Source organism: Salegentibacter flavus (assembly GCF_900115145.1).
GTDB classification, from domain to species: domain Bacteria; phylum Bacteroidota; class Bacteroidia; order Flavobacteriales; family Flavobacteriaceae; genus Salegentibacter; species Salegentibacter flavus.
This window is the reverse complement of sequence record NZ_FOVL01000007.1, coordinates 114,735-135,132: the sequence shown is the minus strand read 5'-3', so window position 1 is coordinate 135,132 and position 20,398 is coordinate 114,735. Positions and strand designations below refer to the sequence as shown.

Sequence of the window (20,398 nt, the reverse complement as noted above, 5' to 3'; positions counted from 1 at the left end):
TTAATTAGTCAGCTCAATTACTACAGGAGCTACTTTTTTCAGCATATATCCAGAATTATTAGATAAACGTGCATTGATGTCAAATATTGTAACATTCTCTCCTCTTCCTGCACGTCTCAAGGCAGCTTTGGCCCTGTCATCGAGTCGACTTCCATTAACCTGGATAGTTGGTTGTCCCGGAACTTTAAAGCTAAAGCCAGTTACATTCAGATCGATGTCAAAATCGAAATCAGGCAAGGCGGCACCAATTGTGGAAACTTCCAGACTGTTACGTTGCATTTTAACTGCGCCATCTTCTCCACGCACTGTACCAACAGGACGAGGAATATCTTTAATTCTGAAAGTGGAACTTGAAGGATAGCTCTCGCCATCTATTGTGCCGGTTACATTGATCTTAACCTCTCTGGCCTGAACATTGGTAACATTCATCATATAGCTGCTTCCTGAAGTCTTTCTTAACCCCGGCGCTGATGCACTAACATTATTATCTGGTACCCCGGCCATAGAAATGGTAAGCGGATTCTGTACTCCACGATAAAGAACATTCATTTTATCTGCAGAGATTGTAGCCGCATTGGGTTTTGGAATTACAGAAAACTCCTGATCTACAGGAACAACGGTTTCTTCTCCATCTTCAACGAAGATAAGACTACCTTCAAGTTTATGTTGTCCGGCATTTCCAGCGTTCACATTCAAAACCACACGACCATCTTCGATAGAGTAATCAGATTCGCTTAACTTTTGTCCATCAAGGCTTAATTCAACCCTGTTTGGTTTGGTGGTCGCATCTTTTCTTCCCAGTACAATAGAACCATTAAAAGTTTCTCCCTGGTAGTATGCAGACCTTGGAGTCTCAAGCAAGGTGGTATAGTTAGTCATTGCAACCTCACTTTGCAACTGGCCGGATAACATAGCCGAAAGAATATCGTTTTCGGTTGTTTTAATATCAGACTGGGTTTGCGTCATCTTAGTTAGAGAAGCAATTAGAGGGTAACCCTGGTAATGATACATCAGCCAAGGCTGGGTTACATTCTCTCTATTGGTCACCTCCTCAGTAGAAAATTCTTCAGCAACTTCTTCAGCAATTTGAGCATAATCATCTCCTACGATATCGATTACTCCTTCGCGGTAGATTCTTATCTGTTCAAGGAACTCCTCTCCTTTGGGACTAACCCTTCCACTTGCAAAGAACATATTGTCCAATTTGTCTGACCTGTCCATTGCTTCGTAATCTCTTTGCCCGTCTTCATCATATTCTGCCAGCAGTTCGTTTTTTATGCCCTGAATATAATCGTTAAGATTCTGCGAGAGTTCGTGAACTCTTTCGGCATCTTCCATTATGGCTACATATTTTTCAGGTTGCTCATCGGCTTTGGCTTCAAGGCCGGCCATAAAAGCATTATTACGTTCAGTAGTAGATATATTCGATGCATTCAATTTTTCATTCATAAGTCCGAAGGCCGTAAGAACCTCCTTAGACATATTTAATGCCATCATCGCGATGAAAACCAGATACATCAGGTTAATCATCTTCTGTCTTGGTGTTTGTTTTCCAGACGCCATGTGCTAATTAGTTTTGTTGTTTAAAGTTTCGGATAACTGATCGGGTTTTAATTAAACTAATTAGTGGTCACCCTGGTACCATTCATCGCAGTAAGCATTCCACCATAAACTCCGTTAAGAGAAGAAAGATTGTTTGCGAGCGAATCCATTTGGTCTTTTAGTCTACCAGCGTTTTCTGCAACTTCCTCGTTGATCTCAGCCTGACGTGAAGCCGATTCAACCTGCACTTTATAAATATTATTAAGAGTCTCCATTTGAGCGGCAGCCATAGTAAGTTCTTCGCTGTATTTCTTTTGAGAGGCCATAGAGTCTACCGTAGGAGCAATTCCTTTAGCAGCCCCTTCAAAATTACGGATACTTTCACCAAGACTACTCATAAGATTTGCATCTATTTTAGCATCGCGCAGCATTTCATCAAGTTTCTTAGATAAAAGACCTTCTGCTTCTTTCTCTTCTTCGATAACCATAGATTGTTTTCTGTTATCGGCTGCGGTTCCTCCTGCCAATTCAGGATAAACCAATGACCAGTCAAGATCATCGTCTACTGGTTCAAAAGCTGAATATGCAAAAACCAGGGCTTCAACAATAAGTCCTGCAATAAGCATTGGGTTACCACCAGGCCAGTGCATCAATTTAAAAAGCGCTCCCAATATTACAATAGATGCACCTAAACCGTACACCATATTGGTTATTTTTTTTGAGGATCTTGAATTTGCCATAATTAAGAGAGATTTAGATTTTCTTTATTTTAAAAATAGGTTATAGTTCAGGGTATATTAACGGTTGTTCTGGTTGAGGGTAACGTCTGTACCAAGGTAATCCTGCACAGTTCTGAAGCCGATATAACTTCTTGCAGAATCTGCATATTCATAATCTCTGGAGCTAACCTGAAGGAAGTACGCAACATCTTTCCAGGATCCTCCACGAACAACTTTACGCATATCATCTTCATTGTTAACAGTAGGGTTCATAGAAGACATGTATTGATATGATGCCGGATCATAAGAGGAGTTCACCCATTCTGAAACGTTTCCAGCCATATTATAAAGACCATAGTCATTGGGATCGTATGACTTCGCTTCAACCGTGTAAAGCGCCTGGTCTGCTGCATAATCACCACGTAGCGGTTTAAAGTTTGCCATAAAACAACCTCGGTCATTTTTGGCGTAAGGCCCACCCCATGGATAGGTTGCTCCTTCAAGACCACCACGGGCAGCGTATTCCCATTCCGCCTCGGTTGGTAATCGGTATAAAGGCACATTATGGTCTCCTTTTGATCGCCTGTAGGCATTATGGTAAAAAGTTCGCCATTGAGTGAAGGCTTTCGCTTGTTTCCAGGAAACTCCTACCACAGGATAATCATCAAAAGCACTATGCCAGAAATAATCGTTGTGCATAGGCTCATTATAGGAATAGTTAAAGTCTTTTATCCATACGGTAGTATCAGGATAGATTGCAATTTCTTCATCCTGGATAAAATCACCTCTGCTTCCCTCAGTTCTTGCGGCCTGCTGGATATCCATGTAGGAATACTTGAACTTCAGTTTTTTAACATCGATAGTTCGCTGCCCGTTAAACACCTCTTCCATTGGGATATACATAGCATCCATAACTTCGGCATAATAAACGTCGGGATAGTCTTCAGTATCCCATATTATATCAACGTCCTTATTCAATTTTCGATTTTCATAATTATCGGTGGGTCCACCAGTACCATAAGAATTAAGCATATATTCTTCATAAGGCGTAAGATTGTCGGTATCTGCATCTGCAAAAGCAAATTCACCAATTCCTCCACTACCTGGTGTCTCCCCCATATCTTCAGCCATAATTGCCAGTCGAACTCTAATGATAGAGTCTTTCACGTAGTCTACAAATTGGCGGTATTCCGCATTAGTGATCTCGGTTTCGTCCATATAAAACGACCGCACAGTCACCGTTTTTGGAGGTGCATTCTTTTGGTCGGCAATATCATCATCAGATTTCCCCATGATAAAAGCTCCACCTGGGATTAATGTCATACCGTAAGGTTTCTCCGGATTCCACTTTTTCCCTTTCGCACCCACCAGCTGCCCCCGGTCTCCGCGACCACAACTAAAAAGCAAGGTTAGAACAGCAATTAGCGAAATAAACTTCTTCATAATTTCTCTTAAGGTTAAGACATATTGCTTTTACGGCAGTAAACCTATCTATTTATTTTTTAAAAAACAATAATTTTGGTAAAAATACAGTAAATACAATTAGTGTCTGAAATTTGTTTAAACTTCGTTTTTTCTCTTGGCTTTATACCATCTTTCAGGGATTACCTGGTTGCAAGCTTCCTTGTAATCTTCTTCGCTGCAAGGTAATAACGTATGGCGTTTTAATTTAGTATTGACGTTTGCAAGAAAAGGTATTTCTATCCACCATCTGCCACTTACCGGACTTTTATAAAACACCAAAACATCATCATCTATCGGCACCTGATATTTAATAAACTCTTTTCTGGCCGAAATAGTATTTTCATTGGTACGGTAATTTACACCTTCAATAAAATACCATAGGATCTGTGCGACCAGCATATCACCTCTTTTCCCCATTTCAGGCGTGTACTCATAAAGCCCAAAGGATGAGACCTTATCGCTGATTCCTGCATACCTGGAGAGGGCACAAATCTCTCTTCCTTCAAAACCATTTGGCGAGATTCCGCTGCCTAAAACCGCAGAATTCAATGCCCCCAGGTCAATACCTACCAGATCGGCATCACGCATCACCGGTTCCACCAAACTAATATCATTTACTACTTCCCCTAAACGATATGCATCAAAGAAAAGCCGGTCCATCAATTCTATTTCATCCTGCGAATTAAAATAGGTCTGATATCCCAAATTGGAATAATTAAAAAGATTGTAAGGCTGGTTCACCACGATTTTTCCTACGTAAGAATGATTGCTTATAGTTTGTTCGGCATCTCCCAAGTCAAACCTGTGGTCGATATTTACCAGGTTCACCATTTGATCCAGGTTATCGTAGGCGCGATATTGAGCATATATTAAATCCTGTCCTCCACCCAGAATTACAGGAAGAATATCTTTTTTTACCAGGTCTGAAACCAGGTTTTGAAGAGCGTAATAAGTATCCTCTACTGATTCTCCCTTTTCAATATCTCCCAAGTCAACTATATTCAAGTGCCAGTTCCCGGGATAAAGATTATAAAAAGCCCTCCTTATTTTATCAAAATGAAGCAGGCTCTCGCCTTCTTCGCTCAGTCGGTTTTCCTTAACTCCTACCAATGCGATCTGCACATTTTCCAGTTCGGGTAACCCTGCACTTTCAGTATGAATTTCCAGATTATTTCGAAGAGTTTGGCTGTTTCCACCAGAGATCTCTTCAAGCAATTCAGGATTTACGGGACTCAGGAATTCTAAATCCATAAATTATTTCTTTTTGGTAGTTTTCTTTTTTGCGGAAGTCTTTTTTGCTGCTGTTTTTTTAGCCGGAGCCTTTTTCTTTGCAGTTTTCTTTTTTCCTCCCTTTTTTTCAAGGATATCTTTAACTTCTTCCAAAGTCAGTTTGGTTGCATCAACAGTTTTAGGAAGTTCAATTTTGGTTTTCCCTTTGATGATGTTAGAGCGGCCCCACCTAGCCTTCTCTACCCTAATTCCTTCATCTTCCCAATTATGGATCACTTTATCCTTTTCTTTTTGGATCTTGTCCTCAATTAAGGTCTCAATGTCGTTATCTGATAGGTTATCAAAATCGTATTTCTTGTTTACGTTTATGAACATCCCGTTCCATTTAAGGTATGGTCCAAAGCGACCTACCCCTTTTTGCACGGGCATCCCGTCATATTCATAAATTGGGGCATCGGCCTTTTCTTTTTCCTTGATAAGTTCCAAAGCTCTATCAAAATCCACACTTAAAGGATCTTCACCTTTGGCCAGGGAAACATATTTTTTACCGAATCTCACATAAGGCCCAAAACGGCCATTATTCACCTCAACATCTTCTCCTTTATATTCTCCCAAATGCTTCGGAAGCTGGAATAGGTCCATCGCTTCTTCATAAGTTATGGAGTCTAAAGTCTGATCTGGGCTCAGGCTGGCAAATTTTGGTTTTTCTTCATCTTCTACCGACCCTATCTGAACCATAGGCCCAAATTTCCCTAATCTCACACTTACCGGTTTTCCTGTTTCGGGATCTTCTCCAAGGATGCGCTCCCCAACTTCTCTTTCGGCATTTTTGGCAACGTCTTCAACCTGCGGATGGAAGGTTTTGTAAAAGTCCTTCATCATCTTGGTCCACTCCTCATTACCTTTAGCAATATCATCAAAATTCTGTTCCACCTTTGCGGTGAAATTATAATCCAGGATGTTTGCAAAATGATTAACAAGGAAATCGTTAACTACCATTCCCACTGCCGTAGGAACCAGTTTCCCTTTATCGCTGCCCACGGTTTCGGTTAATTTCTTTTCCGAAATTTTATCTTTAGAAAGAATAAATTGGATATAATCCCGCTCTGTACCTTCTACCGAACCTTTCTCGATATAATTCCTGTTTTGAATAGTAGAAATTGTAGGAGCGTAAGTTGACGGACGGCCAATCCCAAGCTCTTCCAACTTTTTTACCAGGGAAGCTTCTGTATATCGATATGGTGGGCGCGTGAACCTCTCGGTAGCGCTTATGTACTTACTTAAAAGCTTCTGATTTTCCTTTAAAGCCGGCAGCATTCCGCTTTGTTCCTCTGTTTCTTCTTCATCGTGGCCTTCCAGATAAACCTTTAGAAAACCATCAAATTTTATCACCTCTCCGTTGGCCGTAAACTGCTTATCGTGTTTATCAGCTTCAATTTTAACATTAGTGCGCTCTAACTGGGCTTCGCTCATTTGAGAGGCGATGGCTCGTTTCCAGATCAACTCGTATAAACGCTGTTGATCTCTGTCGGCGTTTACCGTATGATTCTCGAAACTGGTTGGCCGAATGGCCTCGTGTGCTTCCTGTGCACCTTTGGTTTTTCCTTTAAAATTTCGTGTTTTCGCGTATTTTTCTCCGTAAGCCTTAAGAATTTCGGCATTTGCGCCTTTTTTCGCATCATCTGAAAGGTTTACACTATCGGTTCTCATATAGGTAATATGCCCCGCTTCGTAAAGTCTTTGTGCCATCGTCATCGTTTTGCTCACCGAAAAATAGAGCTTTCGGGCGGCTTCCTGTTGTAGCGTGGAAGTCGTAAAGGGCGGTGCCGGGGATTTTTTCGCGGGTTTGGTGGTGAGTTCGGCTACTTTAAAGTTTGCACCGAGATTTTCCTTTAAAAAAGCTTCAGCTTCTTCCCGGGTTTCAAAGTTCTTCGGAAGTTTAGCTTTGAAAGATTTACCATCTTCCGTAGAGAATTCAGCATCAATTCTGAAAGAACCTTCCGGAGTAAAATCCTGGATCTCTCTTTCCCGCTCAACAATAAGCCTTACAGCTACCGATTGTACTCTTCCTGCTGAAAGTCCTCCTTTCACCTTTCGCCACAGCACCGGCGAAAGTTCGTAACCCACCAGTCTGTCCAGCACCCTTCGCGCCTGCTGTGCATTTACCAGGTTGTAATTGATATTACGCGGATTCTCGATCGCTTTTAAAATAGCCGATTTCGTGATCTCGTGAAAAACAATACGTTTTGTCTTTTCGTCCTTAAGATTGAGTTCTTCGGCAAGGTGCCAGGCGATAGCCTCTCCCTCGCGGTCCTCATCACTTGCCAGCCAAACCATTTCGGCATTCTTGGCAAGGCTCTTCAATTTCTTAACAACGTCTTTTTTATCTTTGGAGACAATATATTTAGGCGTAAAATCCCCTTCGGTATCTACCCCGAGTTCTTTGGTAGGCAAATCGGCAATATGCCCAAAGCTCGAGGCTACTTTATAATCTTTGCCAAGAAACTTTTCTATAGTTTTGGCCTTGGCCGGGGACTCAACGATCACTAAATTTTTTGCCATAATACTGCATTTTGAAGTTGCAAAAGTATATCAATTTTTTTGTAACCCATAGCTTGTCTTAACAAAACAACAACAAACTTACTCTATAGAACCAGTAAATACAGGTTCTCAGAGATTACAAATTTTATAATTTAAAGTCTGAAAAAGGTAGGGTAATTAACGACTTTTCTGATTGATCAAATCTAAGAGGTCTACATCATTTCCGAGTAAAACCTCTTCAGAATTTATTCTTCCTTTCGGGGAATCATTTTCCAGTTTAAGCACTCCGCGAGGGCATACCGCCGAGCAAATTCCGCAGCCTACACAGCTGGAACGCACAATGTTCTCCCCTTTTTGAGCATAGGCTCGCACATCGATTCCCATCTCGCAATAAGTAGAGCAATTTCCGCAGGAAATACACTGCCCGCCATTGGTGGTAATCCTGAATTTTGAGAACAAACGCTGCTGCATTCCGAGAATTGCCGCCATAGGGCAACCAAATCTACACCAAACCCTGTTTCCGAAGATAGGGTAAAAGCCAACACCAATTACTCCTGAAAAAGCTGCGCCAATTAAAAAGCCATACCATTCCCGAAGTTGGTAGCCTGGAAAGAAAAAGATATTTCCGTTTCCGCTGAAATAATTTATCCCAATAATAGAAAGAATTATAACAAGATAGCCAATAGCCCCATATTTAGCATCTTTAGCCAGTTCGTTACGTTTAAAGATCATGATAGCAGCAAACAATAAAGTAAGAAACCCGGCAGCCCCCCAAAGAAAGACATCACGGGTCAACCAGAAATCCCCGGCATTTTCTCCCAAAAACGAATACACCACAGCAATAGTCATTACCGTTACAAAAACAAGCACGCTATGTATTACCCAGCGCTCCACCTTCCAGGCGAAAAGGGATTTGTCTGAAAGATGCCGGTAAGGATCGCCGGCAGTCTCGGCAAGGCCACCGCAACCACAAACCCAGCTGCAATACCAGCGTTTTCCGTATTTATAGGTTAAAATAGGTGTAATCACGAAAATGGAAATCAGCCCGAAGGCCAACATAAATACTCCAATATTTCCTGCGGAAAGGAATTCGTCAACCTTGTAACCGGCAAAAAGATCGTAATTGAGCGGCCAGATGTTGGCAGGATTAAAATAAGGCTGGTTAAGCCTAATAAGAATTTCAGGAATAAGAAAGGCAAAGCCCAGCTGAAAGAACATCACCGAAAATGTTCGCAAAACCTCGTAGCGGTTATTTCGGTATTTAAGAATAAACTTATAACCGAAGATAAAAATAGCAAGGGTGTAAAGTGTACCATAAACAAACCACTGACTCGCAGGACCACCATTTATGAGGTAACTCAAAGGATCGAAAAGAGAAATAACTCCGGTATTAGGACCGTTTTCTGTTAAGCCTAAAAATTCAGGAAACCAATAAAGTACGATATAGAATAAGGTAAGTGCAATCCCGGTAATCCACGCCCAAAGGCCACGACCAGTCATAGATTTAAACCAGATGCCGTCGTTCTTTATTCCCGCGTGCTTCCCGCGATATAGATCGTTAGCGAAGATTACGGTCCCAGCAGTCATCAATATAAGCGAGAGACTTAAAAACAAGGTTTTATTAGGAAAGTTCACATTAGCCAAAGCCAACACCAAAATGAACAAGCCAATCAGGCCAATGGCACTGGCAATTCTTTGGGTAGCAGAAAGCGCGGCTGGAGCCTGCCCGGCTAATGACATATTTCTCTCTATCTTACTCATACCTGCTCTATATTCTCTTTAAAACTTCTGAAAATCTGCTTTTCATAACTATCATAAAATTCAGGATCGAAACTGGCTTCTTTTAAGTTCTGCAATACATAGTTGATGCTTTTCTTTTCGTCTAGCCAGCGATCAAAAACCTCATGTCTCATCCGTATCCCAAAAGTATTAATACCCAAAAACTTATTATCTGAAGCATTAAAAGCAATCGTAATTGCTTTGGTATTATCTTTATGTTGCCAGTTAAAATGGACTTCCCCCTCAGGAGGATCTGCAGAAACCTTCCCGTAGGTCTGGTATTCAATATCGAAAAATTTAGCCGAATTAAACCAGTTCCCGGGATTATATTTTCTCAAATTTCCCGTAAGACTTTGTGCAAGGGTTTCGCCCATCATCCTGCCGGTGTACCAAACCGCTTCAATAGAATTTCGATTAGGTTTGGCTTCCCTGAGTTGTACGCAATCGCCAATAGCATAAACATCATTGATATTGGTTTGCAAATATTCATTTACCAGAATTCCTTTTTCGGTTTCAAGTGCTGAATCTTTTAACAACTCAATATTAGGCCTAACCCCGGCGCAAAGACCTACCAATTGACATTCAATCTCTTCCCCGGCACCTGTGATTACCGATTTTACACGGCCGTTATCATCTCCTGTAATTTTATCAAGTTGGGTTTCCTGGCGAAGATCAACGCCATGCGATCTTACATGGGCTGAGATCACTTTGGCATCCTGCATCGGTAGCACATTTTGCCAAAAGGCTTTCTCTCTGATCAAAAAGCTAACCTCAATATTTCGGGTTTTTAGCATTTCAGCAAGCTCCACACCTATAAGTCCCCCGCCAATTATTACGGCTCTTTTGCAATTTTGAGTATTCTCTTCTAGAAGTTCCAGGTCCTGTTTCGAAACCAGGCCTTGTACACCCTTCAAATCCTGTCCTTCCCAGCCAAATCTATTGTAAACCGATCCGATTGCCAGCACCAGTTTATCGTAACTCATTGTTTCTTCAGAAGAAAAATAAAGTCTTTTCTGCTGAAAATCTATTTTTTCAACCCAGGCTTTTTTGAGTTCTATTCGGTTTTTCTCCCAGAACCAGTCTTCATAGGGTTTAAGATGTTCCCATTTCATATGGCCCATATATACGTACATCAAGGCGGTACGGGAAAAGAAATAATCGCTTTCAGCAGAAATCACCGTAATGCGTTTATCAGAGTTTTTCCTTATATGCCGGGCGCAGGTTATCCCCGCAATCCCATTTCCTATGATGACAATATGTTCCATAATTTATTTTTAACAACAGCCACCACCATCATAATGATAGGTAGATTCGCTAATATAAATATCGTCTCTGCCAAGCTTGGCCAGGTCTCCGGCGGTTTTATCACAAATAGCCAAAGGTTGATTTTTCAGCAGGATGTGGCCTTTTTCATCGTCAAAGTAATCATTTTCCCCGTAATAGATCGCGGCTTTTCCCGTAAAAACGCAGGGACCATCTTCCGGCATAGGGTCTTTTATAGCGGCAACTTCCACCGCTTCAATATAAATTAATTCTGAAGTTGGATAGTTCTTTGGATCTAAAATTCGGTATGGTTTTTTCGCCCTTATTTCTATGGTTCCAAAGCCCACATCGGTGAGCGCTTTCACATATTCCTTCAGCGGAAGACTTCCGCTAAGACACAAGGCCCGCAAACGCTCATCATCTCTAAGTTCATCATTCATCCCTTGTTCACAAACGGGATCACTCATAACAAGTCGTCCGTGAGGTTTTAAAACCCGATACATTTCCTCGAGTGCCTTTTTTAGATCATCAGCTTTAAAAATATTAAAAAGGCAATTCTGTGCTGCCACATCTATACTGTTATTTTCTAAAGGCAAAGACAAGGCATCTCCTTTTCGTAGATCAACAAATTCTGATTTAAACCAGGGGTTTTGTTTTTCAGCTTCGATGAAATTTTTCCTTGAAGCTTCCAGCATTTCTGAAACAGAATCTACACCGATCACCCCACTCTTTTGACGTGAAAAATAGGCGAATTGAAGTAATTCCATTCCTCCTCCCACTCCCACGTAAAGAATTTTTGGATTGTTCCCAAGGTCCCGCGGGTGCACGGTACTCCCGCAACCGTAATTCATTTCCTGCATTTTTTGCGGGATTTTAAGTCCGGGGAGTTCCCAAACGGGGTTGGTGGTACAGCAAAGGCCAACATCGGGAGTTAATGCTGCTTCCCGGTATACATCTCTTGTGGTTTCCAGATAACTCATCTTTTCTAAATATTTTTAATTATCTCCTTAAAAATAGTAATCATTTTCGGTTCAGCTTTTTCTGCCATGGCAATGATATCTTCGATATTTACCGGCTCCAGATTGTCGGGATCTCCTACATCGGTAATAACCGAAATGGCCGAAACAGGGATCTCAAGATGGTTGGCTACAATCACTTCGGGAACGGTACTCATTCCTACAGCATCGGCGCCTAAGATCTTCAGCATTCTGTATTCTGCGCGGGTTTCCAGTTGGGGCCCCAGCACCGCAGCATAAACGCCTTTATGTAATTTAATGTTATTCTTTTTTGCTGATTCTTCTAAAATTCTGTTCATTTCGGGGTCGTAAGGCTGGCTCATATCTACAAAGCGTTCGCCTAATTTTTCTACGCCGTGGAATGCCAACGGAGAATCTCCTAACAAATTGATATGATCATCAATAAGCATAAGTTCGCCCTTTTTGAAATCGAGGTTAATGGAACCCGAGGCATTACTTACAAGCAATTTTTTTACCCCTAACTTCTTCATCACCCAAACCGGGTAAGTCACATCCCGTAGGCTGTAGCCTTCATAATAATGGAAGCGACCTTGCATAACCATCACCTTTTTACCTTCCAGTTTTCCAAAGATCAGTTTCCCTTTATGAAACTCTACCGTGGCGGTGGGAAAATATGGAATATGATTATAGCTAACCTCAGCTTCTATCTCAATTTCCTCTATAAGTTTCCCCATTCCCGTTCCCAGGATAATTCCGATTTCCGGGTTATCAAATCCCTTGGAAATCAAATAATCAGTAGATTCATTTAATTCTTTAATCATTGCTTATTTTATATATTTTCTTAATTCTGAATCTCCAAGAATATCGCTTAATACATCAATATCATTACGGGATTTCAAAAGTTTTACATTCTTGTTTTTAAAATCTTCCAGGGTATTTTCCAAAACCGAAGCTGTACTCCAAGCCTTGTTTTTAAACACCTTCGAATTTAGTGATTTCATTCCTAATAAGTAGTATCCGCCGTCTTTTGCAGGACCAATTACGACATCCTTCTTTTTTAGCTGAAGAAAGGCATATTCAATATCCCTCTGCGAGATATCCAGGAGATCGGTTCCAATAATAATAACACGTCTATAGGCTTTTGCAAAAGCATCTCGAAAAGCATTTTCCATTTTTTCCCCCAAATCTTGTCCACATTGCAATTCTTTGCTGAAAATTTCAGAATCAGAAATATCTTGCTGCGGAAAATTTTCAGCATAATAAATCACCTTATCCACCTGAAGGTTTTTAGCAATCTTAAAGGTGTGATTCAACAGAAATTTATAGATATCAAGAGCTGCATTATTCCCGATCTCTTTGGATAAACGGGTTTTCACCTTGCCTTTTACCGGGTTTTTGGCGAAAATTATCAGGAGTTCTTCAGAGTCTTTCTTCAAAGCAGAAAAGAATTTAATTTCAGAAAAATCAAGCCACTGTTCCCTGGCAACTGCTGCCGGCACCGGCGGTACAACCATAGCAATGTTGAGAGATTATTATCTCACGATCCTGCAGCGCATCTTCGTTATATTCACTAATATGCTTTACGCTGGAAGCTACTTTAAGTTCCAGCATCTGGTTAAAATCGCAGTCGTACAACCAACCATCCCAGCTAACCGAAATAGTGTTGGTGCACATAACACTTTTAACCGCTTCGGGGTTGTAGGCATTCACAAGTTCATACATATAGTCTTCATAGTTCTCTGATGCTATAAGGTATTCCAGAAAACGACTAATGGGCAAGTTAGTGATCGCAAAAAGACTATTGAAATCTATATTAAAATCTCTTTTTAAAGCCTTTTTAAAATCCTGTTCCATCAATTCCTGATTTGTAGGCAAAAAGGCTCCGGCGGGATTGTATACCAGATCTAGTTTTAAGGCGGTTCCCTCCTGGGCATACCCCACCTTGTTAAGCATCTGGAGGACTTTTATAGATTTATCAAAAACTCCACTACCACGTTGCTTATCTGTTTTTTCCTTTTTGTAAAAGGGCAGCGAAGAAACCACGTGAACATTATATTTTTTAAAGAATTCAGGAAGATCGTGATATTTCTTATTGGCTAGAATTATAGTAAGGTTAGACCGAACTATAAAGTCTTTGATCCCAGCCTCGGAAGCTTCCTCTACAAACCATCTGAAATTTGGGTTCATCTCGGGAGCGCCGCCGGTGAGATCTAAAGTATGGGCACTTGTTTTCCTGATCACTTCAAGGCATTGCTCCATAGTCTCTCTGGTCATAATCTCCTTACGGTCTGGCCCGGCGTCTACGTGGCAATGCGAACAAACCTGGTTGCACATATAGCCAAGGTTTAGCTGAAGCACTTCCAGTTTCCCGGGTTTTAAAGGGGAAATTCCGGTTTCGGCAATTTTATCTTTGAAATAAGGAAGGTCCCCATCTTTAAAGATCCCATTGCTTAATATCTCCAACTGCTTTTGCGGATTTGAAAGATCGTTTTTTCTGGCAGATAATGATTTCTTAGTCATAAACCTTTTTGATAACGTTTAAATTACGCAAATGGCACCTTCAAGTAGTCGCTTGGGAAAGTATACCCTTTCCAGAATGCCAGGGAAATGTATGGATAAATTGTAGGAGACCAAAACACAGTTTTCTGCAGGAGGAGCAAATCTACGTAGCCACTTCGTAGTGACTTGAATCTGAGATCCCGATTTACATCGGGATGAGCGACTTCTAAGTCGCCGCTGCGCGGCTCCTTGAATCTGCTCACATACTTAGTTTTTTGTGTTTGTTCATCATTTGAACACCGTGAACAAGGGTGGCGCCGCTTTTTATGGCGGCTCCCACATGCACGGCTTCCATCATTTCCTCTTTTTCAATACCGCGTTCCAATCCGTCCTTAGTGTAGGCATCTATACAATAAGGACATTGCACCACATGGGAAACTGCTAAGGCGATCAGCGATTTTTCCCGGGCAGAAAGTGCACCCTCTTCGAAGACTTTTCCGTAGTAATCAAAAAATTTCTCTCCCAGCTCCTCACTCCATTCGGTAATATCACCAAATTTCCGAAGATCGGCCGGGTCATAATAAGTTTTTGACATTTCTTTATTTTTTCGCTAAAGATAGGTTTTTCTTCATGGAATTCCAGCCTGCAAACCTACAGTCTTCTTATAAATTCCAGGGATATCATACCATAGCCACCAAACCTGACCAGCTTGATTTCGCGCGGAAAATATAGTCTATGTTTTTTAAAATCAAACCCCCTTTTACAGTAGTTGATCTTTTTATTTTTAGTATCTTTTGTTAAATAAGGTAACTGAAAACTACTAAATAGGAAAGTCGATTAACTACAGAACCAAAGAAGAAGAAAAATGAGAGGTTTATAAAATAATGCAGGATTAGATCCGGTCTTGACGGTCGCGCCTGAATTTTATCAATTTTCTGATTAAAAATATGGCAACCCCAACAATGATAAGTATTTCAAGCCCAAGAAATATATATATTAATACCATACCAATTCAATTAGAAGAACCAGATATAAGGGCTCTAAAAATTTAAGAATGTAAAACTCTGATAATTAATCAGCTCTCATTAACGTTATAAAAACTAATCTTACCACTTATAATAGGCCTGAAAAAGTAACCTTAATTATTTCCATCTCACCCGAAATTCTAACGTTTTTGAAACTACTATTGCCTTATTAGCTATTTAATGACGTATAACAAATGTTAAAATTTTAGTTTTACCGGGAACTACTTATAGTTAAGGTTTCTTAAATTAAAAAGAATTTAAGACTAGACGCATTATTTTAGGTGTGTAATTATTATTGCAAAATTTATTTATGAGAATAGATGTTAAAACGCTTCCGGTTATTGAGATTATTGAAGATATAGCTTCTGTTATTGGAGCAGCAATAGAAAATGACAATGGCGAACATGTCATGGATATTCCGGAAAACCTGGGTGTAGGCTCCATACGGGGAGCAAGTTTTGACAATGGATTGGGCGTAATCACTTATAACTGTAAATTCTATGAGGATGTAGAAATCCATTTCTCCCTTAATACTGTACATCCTTTAAAATTCATTTTTTGCTCAGAAGGGAACGTAGGGCACTCTTTTCAATCTCAGGAGAAGATTAATACCATAGAAACCTATCAAAATATAATTGTCTCCAGCAGCGGGTATGACGGGCATGTATTATTTTTCAAGGCTAATGTACTTACCCATGTTTCCAGTTTGGAAATCATACGATCTGCTTTTTCTTCCCGTTCCAACCATAACTTCAAGGACCTTGATCCAACCCTTAAAGACCTTTTTAAGGATGATGTTTCTAAAAAACAGTTTTACTACCAGGGGAATTACAGTATCAAAGCTGCCGATTTAATGGAGGAAATAGACACTCGCAATTATACCGGCTTTTTGCGGTCGTTATTCCTGGAGGGAAAAGCCTTTGAAATGCTGGTAATCCAAATCGCCCAATACCAGGATGATGAAGCAGGAGACAAACTTCCTCAAATTCTGCGTAAATCTGATATAGAAAAGGTTGATTATGTAGTGAAAAGAATCCAGGGAGACCTTGGCAGCAATCTGACTGTAGAAGCTCTTGCCAAAGAAGCCGGCACTAATGTAAATAAACTTCAGGAAGGTTTTAAATATGTTTATAACCTTACCGTCAATAAATATATGCAGCATAAAAAGCTGGAGGCTGCTAAGGAGATGTTGATGAATTCAGAAAAAAACATCTCAGAAATCGTTGTTTCTATCGGTCTTAATAACCGGAGTTATTTCTCTAAGATCTTCAAAGAAAAATACGGGGTAAACCCTAAATATTTTCTAAAGACGCGGCACAAGCAGGATTAAAGGTCAATGTTCTGAAATATTTCAGGAACAACTTCAGGTTCAAAATCCCATATAAAAGGTAAAGCGTAATACACTACAAAACTTATCAAAAAGATGGAAAACAAATTCATCCATATCCCGGTTTTTATCATATCGGGAATACGCAAATAACCTGAACCAAAAACCACAGCGTTTGGCGGTGTTGCCACGGGCAACATAAAAGCACAGGATGCGGCGAGAGTTGCACTAATCATAAGCGAAAAAGGATGGAGGTCCAGGGCGAGTGCCATTGAAGCCAGGATAGGTAATAACATCGCCGTGGTAGCCAAATTCGAAGTTACTTCGGTTAAAAAATTCACTGCTGCCACTAATATCAGAATAAGCAGGAACAAAGGTAAATGTTCAAGGTTGGTAAGCTGATCGCCAATCCACACAGCCAGACCTGAATCACCAAACCCTTTGGCAAGAGCCATGCCGCCACCAAAAAGCAGGATTATTCCCCAGGGAAGTTTTACAGCCTCCTCCCAGTGTAACAAAGGGCCAGCTCCTTTTCCTGCCGGAAAAGCAAACAAAATCACCGCGGCCGTTATAGCTATAATAGTATCATCTACAAATGGCAGCAATGGGTGGAGTAAAAAAGACCTGCTTATCCAAAGAAAGGCCGTTATGGCAAAAACCGCCAACACCCTTTTCTCGGCTGTGCCCATTTTTCCCAAAAGACCAAGTTGCCGATTGATCTCGGCTTTTCCTCCCGGAATTTCCTCCTGCTGAAATTTAAAAGCATAACCGGTTAGATATTTCCAACAGATGAAGAGCAGGAATATGGAGATAGGCAGGCCCAGCATAATCCATTTCAAGAAACTTATTTCTATGCCATATAGTTCCTCGACAATTCCGGCGAATATCAGGTTAGGCGGAGTTCCAATTAGCGTAGCAATGCCTCCAATAGACGCACTGTAAGCAATAGAAAGCATTAAAACTTTACCAAATTGTTGATTTCCTTCCCTGGAAGCGCCGGGAGTTTCTTTCAATTGTGAGATTATTGCAGCGCCAATGGGGAGCATCATCACCGAAGTAGCCGTATTGGATATCCACATAGAGAGAAAGGCGGTGGCAAGCATAAAACCAAGAATGATCTTTTTAATGTTAGCCCCAATAAGACTTATAATAGATAGGGCTATACGTTTATGAAGATTCCATCTTTCTATCGCTATGGCCAGGATAAAACCACCCAGGTACAAGAACACATATTTATGGCCAAAAGCAGCCGTGGTGACCTCAATTGAAAGTGATCCTGTAAGTGGAAATAATACGATAGGCAATAAAGCGGTAACGGCTATAGGAATCACTTCGGTTACCCACCATAACGCCATCCATATTGTAACGCAAAGTACATCAAAAGCCGCATCGGGCATTGATGCAGGTTTTCCTATGAGCTGGAGCAAGATAAAAACAAGAGGGCCGGCGAGTAAAATTGCCGTTTTTGCATTCTTATTCATACAGACAAAGGGAATTATTTCAGGAAAACCGCTGGTTTGCTTCCAAATTCAAGGGAAGTTACTAATTTTAACCTAAATTTCCTGCTATCATGAAAAGAATGCTCACCGGAGTAATCGTTTTTCTGCTTCTGGCCTGTCAGCCGAAAACTCAAAAAAAAGATCTTATTTCCTGGCTGCCGCAAGAATCGGCAGTGGTGGTTCAATCCCACGACCTGAAATCTCTTTCTGAAAATATTTCTTCCATAGATTTTGTGAGCAACAATGAATTCAAACTGAAAAAAGAGGTTCAGGAAAATTTCGGATTTCTAAAATATTTAGACAGCCTGGGCAATTCGTTGATCGCTTTTTCTGATCTGACTGAAAAAAACTACATATTTACCTTAATAAGTGAAAATCAACCACAACTGAAGCTGGATTCCGTCAAAAATAAATCGGTAGAGCGATTGAAATTTGATGGTTTCGAGATCGATAAGGTAAACCTTGAAGACAACATCATTTTCACTTCCAGGACGGGCGGGATCTTTTTGGCCGGAAATTCCCTGGAAAAATTAAAAACCCTGCTGGAAGGAGAAAGCTTTTTGAGCGATGCCGAATTTCAAAAAGCTTTTAAAGCAACAGACCCTAAGGAAACCTCCATATTTATTCGCCACGACCGGATAGGAGGGAAATTTAAAGAATGGTTTCCCGCCACAGACTCAACGCTAGCGGATTTCGCCAGTTGGAGCGCAGTAGACCTCAGCCATAAAAATGGCTCTCTAAATTTTAATGGCTTAAGCCTTTGGCCCGAAAAACCAAGCCTCCAGCATATTTTCAAGAACGTGGGCTCCTCTGCAAATCAGATTGCCAGAGTTGTCCCGGCAACAGCGCCAGGATTTTCTTCGTTTGGATATAAAGATTTCGACCAATTTCAACAAAATATCAACACTTATTTTCAAACGAAATTCTCTGAGGTTGAGAAAGAAATCCTTAAGAATGTTTCGGAAATTGGCCTGATTAATTATCCATCTGGAAAATTACTTGTTTTCAATAATATTGATGTAATCCTTGCCGAACAGAATCTGGCTAGGTTTAGTGGCGAGAGCAAGGAATTCCGAAGTGCTAAGATTCATCAACTTGATAATCCTGAGCTTTTCGCTGAACATCTTGAGCCTTTAATCAGCCCGGTTGATCTGAATTTTTATACTATTCTGGAGAATTTTGTGATTTTCAGCAAAACTGAAGAGCAACTCCAGAACGTGATTTCCGCCTTTGTGAATAAAAATACCCTTGCACAGCAGGAGCATTTCCAGGGAGCCTTTGAGCATTTGGCAGAAGCTTCAAATATTCTGCTGGTTACCAGTAACGAGAAATTTAAAGAACTTATAAAAGAAATGAGTTCAGAAGAGTTTGGAAATGAACTTTCCAACCTGAGTTTTGACAGCAATAAGCTCTCGGCAATCCAGATTGTTGCCGACAGGAATTTTTCTCATATCCACGGGATTTTTCATAAGTCTGAAGGCAGCCTGGCTACCAGAAATACCGAGCAACTTCTCTCGGTTAAGCTGGATGAGGAAATTCTGGGGAAACCGGTGTTTTTCAGCAATCACAATAACAACCAGGAGGATATCGCGGTGCAGGACATTAATAATGTGCTTTACCTAATCTCCAATAAAGGGGATATCTACTGGAAAAAACAACTGTATGGCCCGATTTTAGGCGAAATTAAGCAAGTTGACATCTTGAAAAATGGAAAGTTCCAACTGACTTTTGCAACCCCAAACCGACTTGAAGTAATTGCCCGAAACGGAAATGCCGTAAAACCTTTTCCTCTGAAATTTAAGGATGAAATCACCCAGCCCTTAGCCTTATTCGATTATGATAATAACCGCAATTACCGGTTCCTAATCACTCAGAATAAAGAGCTTTTTATGTATAATTCGAAAGGAAGAAGCGTAAAAGGTTTCGATTTTAACAGGGCAGGCTCAAAAGTTTTATTTCCTCCCAAACACATACGAATGGGCAACAAAGATTACATTCTAGTTGCTGAAGAATCGGGCAGGCTCAATATTCTATCCCGCCAGGGCCGGCATCGGGTAAAAGTGAATGAGAACTTCAACTTTTCAGACAACGAATGGTTTCAGTATAACGGGCATTTCATCTCCAGTAATAACCTGGGTGAACTTATCCTGGTAGATGAAAACGGAAATGTTTCAAATCAAAATTTAAACCTCACTCAAAACCATAAAATAGACGCCACCTCCAATTTACTGGTTAGTTTTTCTGAAAACATTCTGAAGATTAGAGACAAGAAACTTAACCTGGATTTCGGACTTTATACCGAACCGCAGATCTTTCTGGAAAACAATAAATACTACATTAGTATCACCGATTTGCAAACTCAAAAAGTTTATGTTTTTGACAGTAATGCCGAATTATTACCCGGCTTTCCGGTTTACGGCACCTCAGGAATAGACATCGCTAACATCGATATTGATAATTCCCCTGAATTTGTTGTGAAGGGTGATAAAGGTGAAATATTAATCTATAGGTTTTAAAAATTATAACAAGGCCA

At 40.6% G+C, this 20,398-nt stretch carries 15 protein-coding genes; 2 read left to right on the top strand and 13 right to left on the bottom strand.

The window, feature by feature from the left end:
* The 12 genes from porM to BM266_RS07460 form a co-directional block, all read right to left on the bottom strand.
* Nucleotides 1-1,563: a type IX secretion system motor protein PorM/GldM gene (gene porM / locus BM266_RS07515; RefSeq protein ID WP_093407856.1), complete on the bottom strand. Its 1,563-nt coding sequence runs from the start codon at nucleotides 1,561-1,563 to the stop codon at nucleotides 1-3.
* Between the two features lie 56 nt (nucleotides 1,564-1,619).
* Nucleotides 1,620-2,282, bottom strand: a complete 663-nt coding sequence (gene porL / locus BM266_RS07510) for a type IX secretion system motor protein PorL/GldL (RefSeq protein WP_093407853.1) — start codon at nucleotides 2,280-2,282, stop codon at nucleotides 1,620-1,622.
* 57 nt (nucleotides 2,283-2,339) lie between these two features.
* Nucleotides 2,340-3,704 (bottom strand): T9SS ring complex lipoprotein PorK/GldK, encoded by a 1,365-nt coding sequence (gene porK / locus BM266_RS07505; RefSeq protein ID WP_093407850.1) that lies wholly within the window; start codon nucleotides 3,702-3,704, stop codon nucleotides 2,340-2,342.
* 117 nt (nucleotides 3,705-3,821) lie between these two features.
* Complete coding sequence (locus tag BM266_RS07500) at nucleotides 3,822-4,976, bottom strand: formimidoylglutamase (RefSeq protein WP_093407848.1); 1,155 nt, start codon at nucleotides 4,974-4,976, stop codon at nucleotides 3,822-3,824.
* Nucleotides 4,977-4,979: 3 nt separating this feature from the next.
* Nucleotides 4,980-7,517 carry a type I DNA topoisomerase gene (gene topA, locus BM266_RS07495; protein WP_093407845.1) on the bottom strand — a complete coding sequence of 846 codons (2,538 nt, stop codon included), beginning with the start codon at nucleotides 7,515-7,517 and terminating at the stop codon, nucleotides 4,980-4,982.
* A gap of 156 nt (nucleotides 7,518-7,673) precedes the next feature.
* Nucleotides 7,674-9,257, bottom strand: coding sequence for a 4Fe-4S binding protein (locus BM266_RS07490; protein WP_093407843.1), 1,584 nt, complete (start codon nucleotides 9,255-9,257; stop codon nucleotides 7,674-7,676).
* Complete coding sequence (locus BM266_RS07485) at nucleotides 9,254-10,540, bottom strand: NAD(P)/FAD-dependent oxidoreductase (RefSeq protein ID WP_093407841.1); 1,287 nt, start codon at nucleotides 10,538-10,540, stop codon at nucleotides 9,254-9,256. Before BM266_RS07485 ends, BM266_RS07490 begins: the two co-directional genes overlap by 4 nt.
* Before the next feature lie 9 nt (nucleotides 10,541-10,549).
* Entirely contained in the window at nucleotides 10,550-11,518 is a 969-nt protein-coding gene (gene arsM / locus BM266_RS07480; protein ID WP_093407838.1) for an arsenosugar biosynthesis arsenite methyltransferase ArsM, read from the bottom strand.
* 5 nt (nucleotides 11,519-11,523) lie between these two features.
* A complete protein-coding gene (locus tag BM266_RS07475; RefSeq protein ID WP_093407835.1) occupies nucleotides 11,524-12,336 on the bottom strand; it encodes a purine-nucleoside phosphorylase in 813 nt (270 codons plus the stop codon).
* A gap of 3 nt (nucleotides 12,337-12,339) precedes the next feature.
* Nucleotides 12,340-13,029, bottom strand: coding sequence for a TIGR04282 family arsenosugar biosynthesis glycosyltransferase (locus BM266_RS07470; RefSeq protein ID WP_093407833.1), 690 nt, complete (start codon nucleotides 13,027-13,029; stop codon nucleotides 12,340-12,342).
* Nucleotides 12,980-14,035: an arsenosugar biosynthesis radical SAM (seleno)protein ArsS gene (arsS, locus tag BM266_RS07465; RefSeq protein ID WP_093407830.1), complete on the bottom strand. Its 1,056-nt coding sequence runs from the start codon at nucleotides 14,033-14,035 to the stop codon at nucleotides 12,980-12,982. Before arsS ends, BM266_RS07470 begins: the two co-directional genes overlap by 50 nt.
* Nucleotides 14,036-14,273: 238 nt before the next feature.
* Nucleotides 14,274-14,609 (bottom strand): arsenosugar biosynthesis-associated peroxidase-like protein, encoded by a 336-nt coding sequence (locus BM266_RS07460; RefSeq protein WP_093407828.1) that lies wholly within the window; start codon nucleotides 14,607-14,609, stop codon nucleotides 14,274-14,276.
* A 740-nt stretch (nucleotides 14,610-15,349) separates the two neighbouring features.
* Between BM266_RS07460 and BM266_RS07455 the strand changes: the two genes are divergently transcribed.
* Nucleotides 15,350-16,369 (top strand): helix-turn-helix domain-containing protein, encoded by a 1,020-nt coding sequence (locus tag BM266_RS07455; protein WP_093407826.1) that lies wholly within the window; start codon nucleotides 15,350-15,352, stop codon nucleotides 16,367-16,369.
* On the opposite strand, the gene BM266_RS07450 is transcribed toward BM266_RS07455, so the two are convergent.
* Complete coding sequence (locus BM266_RS07450) at nucleotides 16,366-17,847, bottom strand: SLC13 family permease (protein ID WP_093407824.1); 1,482 nt, start codon at nucleotides 17,845-17,847, stop codon at nucleotides 16,366-16,368. The two genes, BM266_RS07455 and BM266_RS07450, sit on opposite strands and share 4 nt — an antisense overlap.
* An 89-nt stretch (nucleotides 17,848-17,936) precedes the next feature.
* Here BM266_RS07450 and BM266_RS07445 point away from each other — a divergent pair, with 89 nt between their 5' ends.
* Nucleotides 17,937-20,381 carry a hypothetical protein gene (locus BM266_RS07445; RefSeq protein ID WP_093407821.1) on the top strand — a complete coding sequence of 815 codons (2,445 nt, stop codon included), beginning with the start codon at nucleotides 17,937-17,939 and terminating at the stop codon, nucleotides 20,379-20,381.
* Nucleotides 20,382-20,398 lie beyond the last annotated feature (17 nt).

What these genes read in the sequence shown, in the direction of transcription:
- porL (WP_093407853.1), bottom strand. Translation starts at nt 2,282, where the DNA reads ATGGCAAATTCAAGATCCTCAAAAAAAATAACCAATATGGTGTACGGT.
- BM266_RS07485 (WP_093407841.1), bottom strand. Translation starts at nt 10,540, where the DNA reads ATGGAACATATTGTCATCATAGGAAATGGGATTGCGGGGATAACCTGC.
- BM266_RS07450 (WP_093407824.1), bottom strand. Translation starts at nt 17,847, where the DNA reads ATGAATAAGAATGCAAAAACGGCAATTTTACTCGCCGGCCCTCTTGTT.
- BM266_RS07445 (WP_093407821.1), top strand. Translation starts at nt 17,937, where the DNA reads ATGAAAAGAATGCTCACCGGAGTAATCGTTTTTCTGCTTCTGGCCTGT.
- BM266_RS07500 (WP_093407848.1), bottom strand. Translation starts at nt 4,976, where the DNA reads ATGGATTTAGAATTCCTGAGTCCCGTAAATCCTGAATTGCTTGAAGAG.
- arsS (WP_093407830.1), bottom strand. Translation starts at nt 14,035, where the DNA reads ATGACTAAGAAATCATTATCTGCCAGAAAAAACGATCTTTCAAATCCG.
- BM266_RS07475 (WP_093407835.1), bottom strand. Translation starts at nt 12,336, where the DNA reads ATGATTAAAGAATTAAATGAATCTACTGATTATTTGATTTCCAAGGGA.
- BM266_RS07470 (WP_093407833.1), bottom strand. Translation starts at nt 13,029, where the DNA reads ATGGTTGTACCGCCGGTGCCGGCAGCAGTTGCCAGGGAACAGTGGCTT.
- arsM (WP_093407838.1), bottom strand. Translation starts at nt 11,518, where the DNA reads ATGAGTTATCTGGAAACCACAAGAGATGTATACCGGGAAGCAGCATTA.
- porK (WP_093407850.1), bottom strand. Translation starts at nt 3,704, where the DNA reads ATGAAGAAGTTTATTTCGCTAATTGCTGTTCTAACCTTGCTTTTTAGT.
- topA (WP_093407845.1), bottom strand. Translation starts at nt 7,517, where the DNA reads ATGGCAAAAAATTTAGTGATCGTTGAGTCCCCGGCCAAGGCCAAAACT.
- BM266_RS07490 (WP_093407843.1), bottom strand. Translation starts at nt 9,257, where the DNA reads ATGAGTAAGATAGAGAGAAATATGTCATTAGCCGGGCAGGCTCCAGCC.
- BM266_RS07455 (WP_093407826.1), top strand. Translation starts at nt 15,350, where the DNA reads ATGAGAATAGATGTTAAAACGCTTCCGGTTATTGAGATTATTGAAGAT.
- porM (WP_093407856.1), bottom strand. Translation starts at nt 1,563, where the DNA reads ATGGCGTCTGGAAAACAAACACCAAGACAGAAGATGATTAACCTGATG.
- BM266_RS07460 (WP_093407828.1), bottom strand. Translation starts at nt 14,609, where the DNA reads ATGTCAAAAACTTATTATGACCCGGCCGATCTTCGGAAATTTGGTGAT.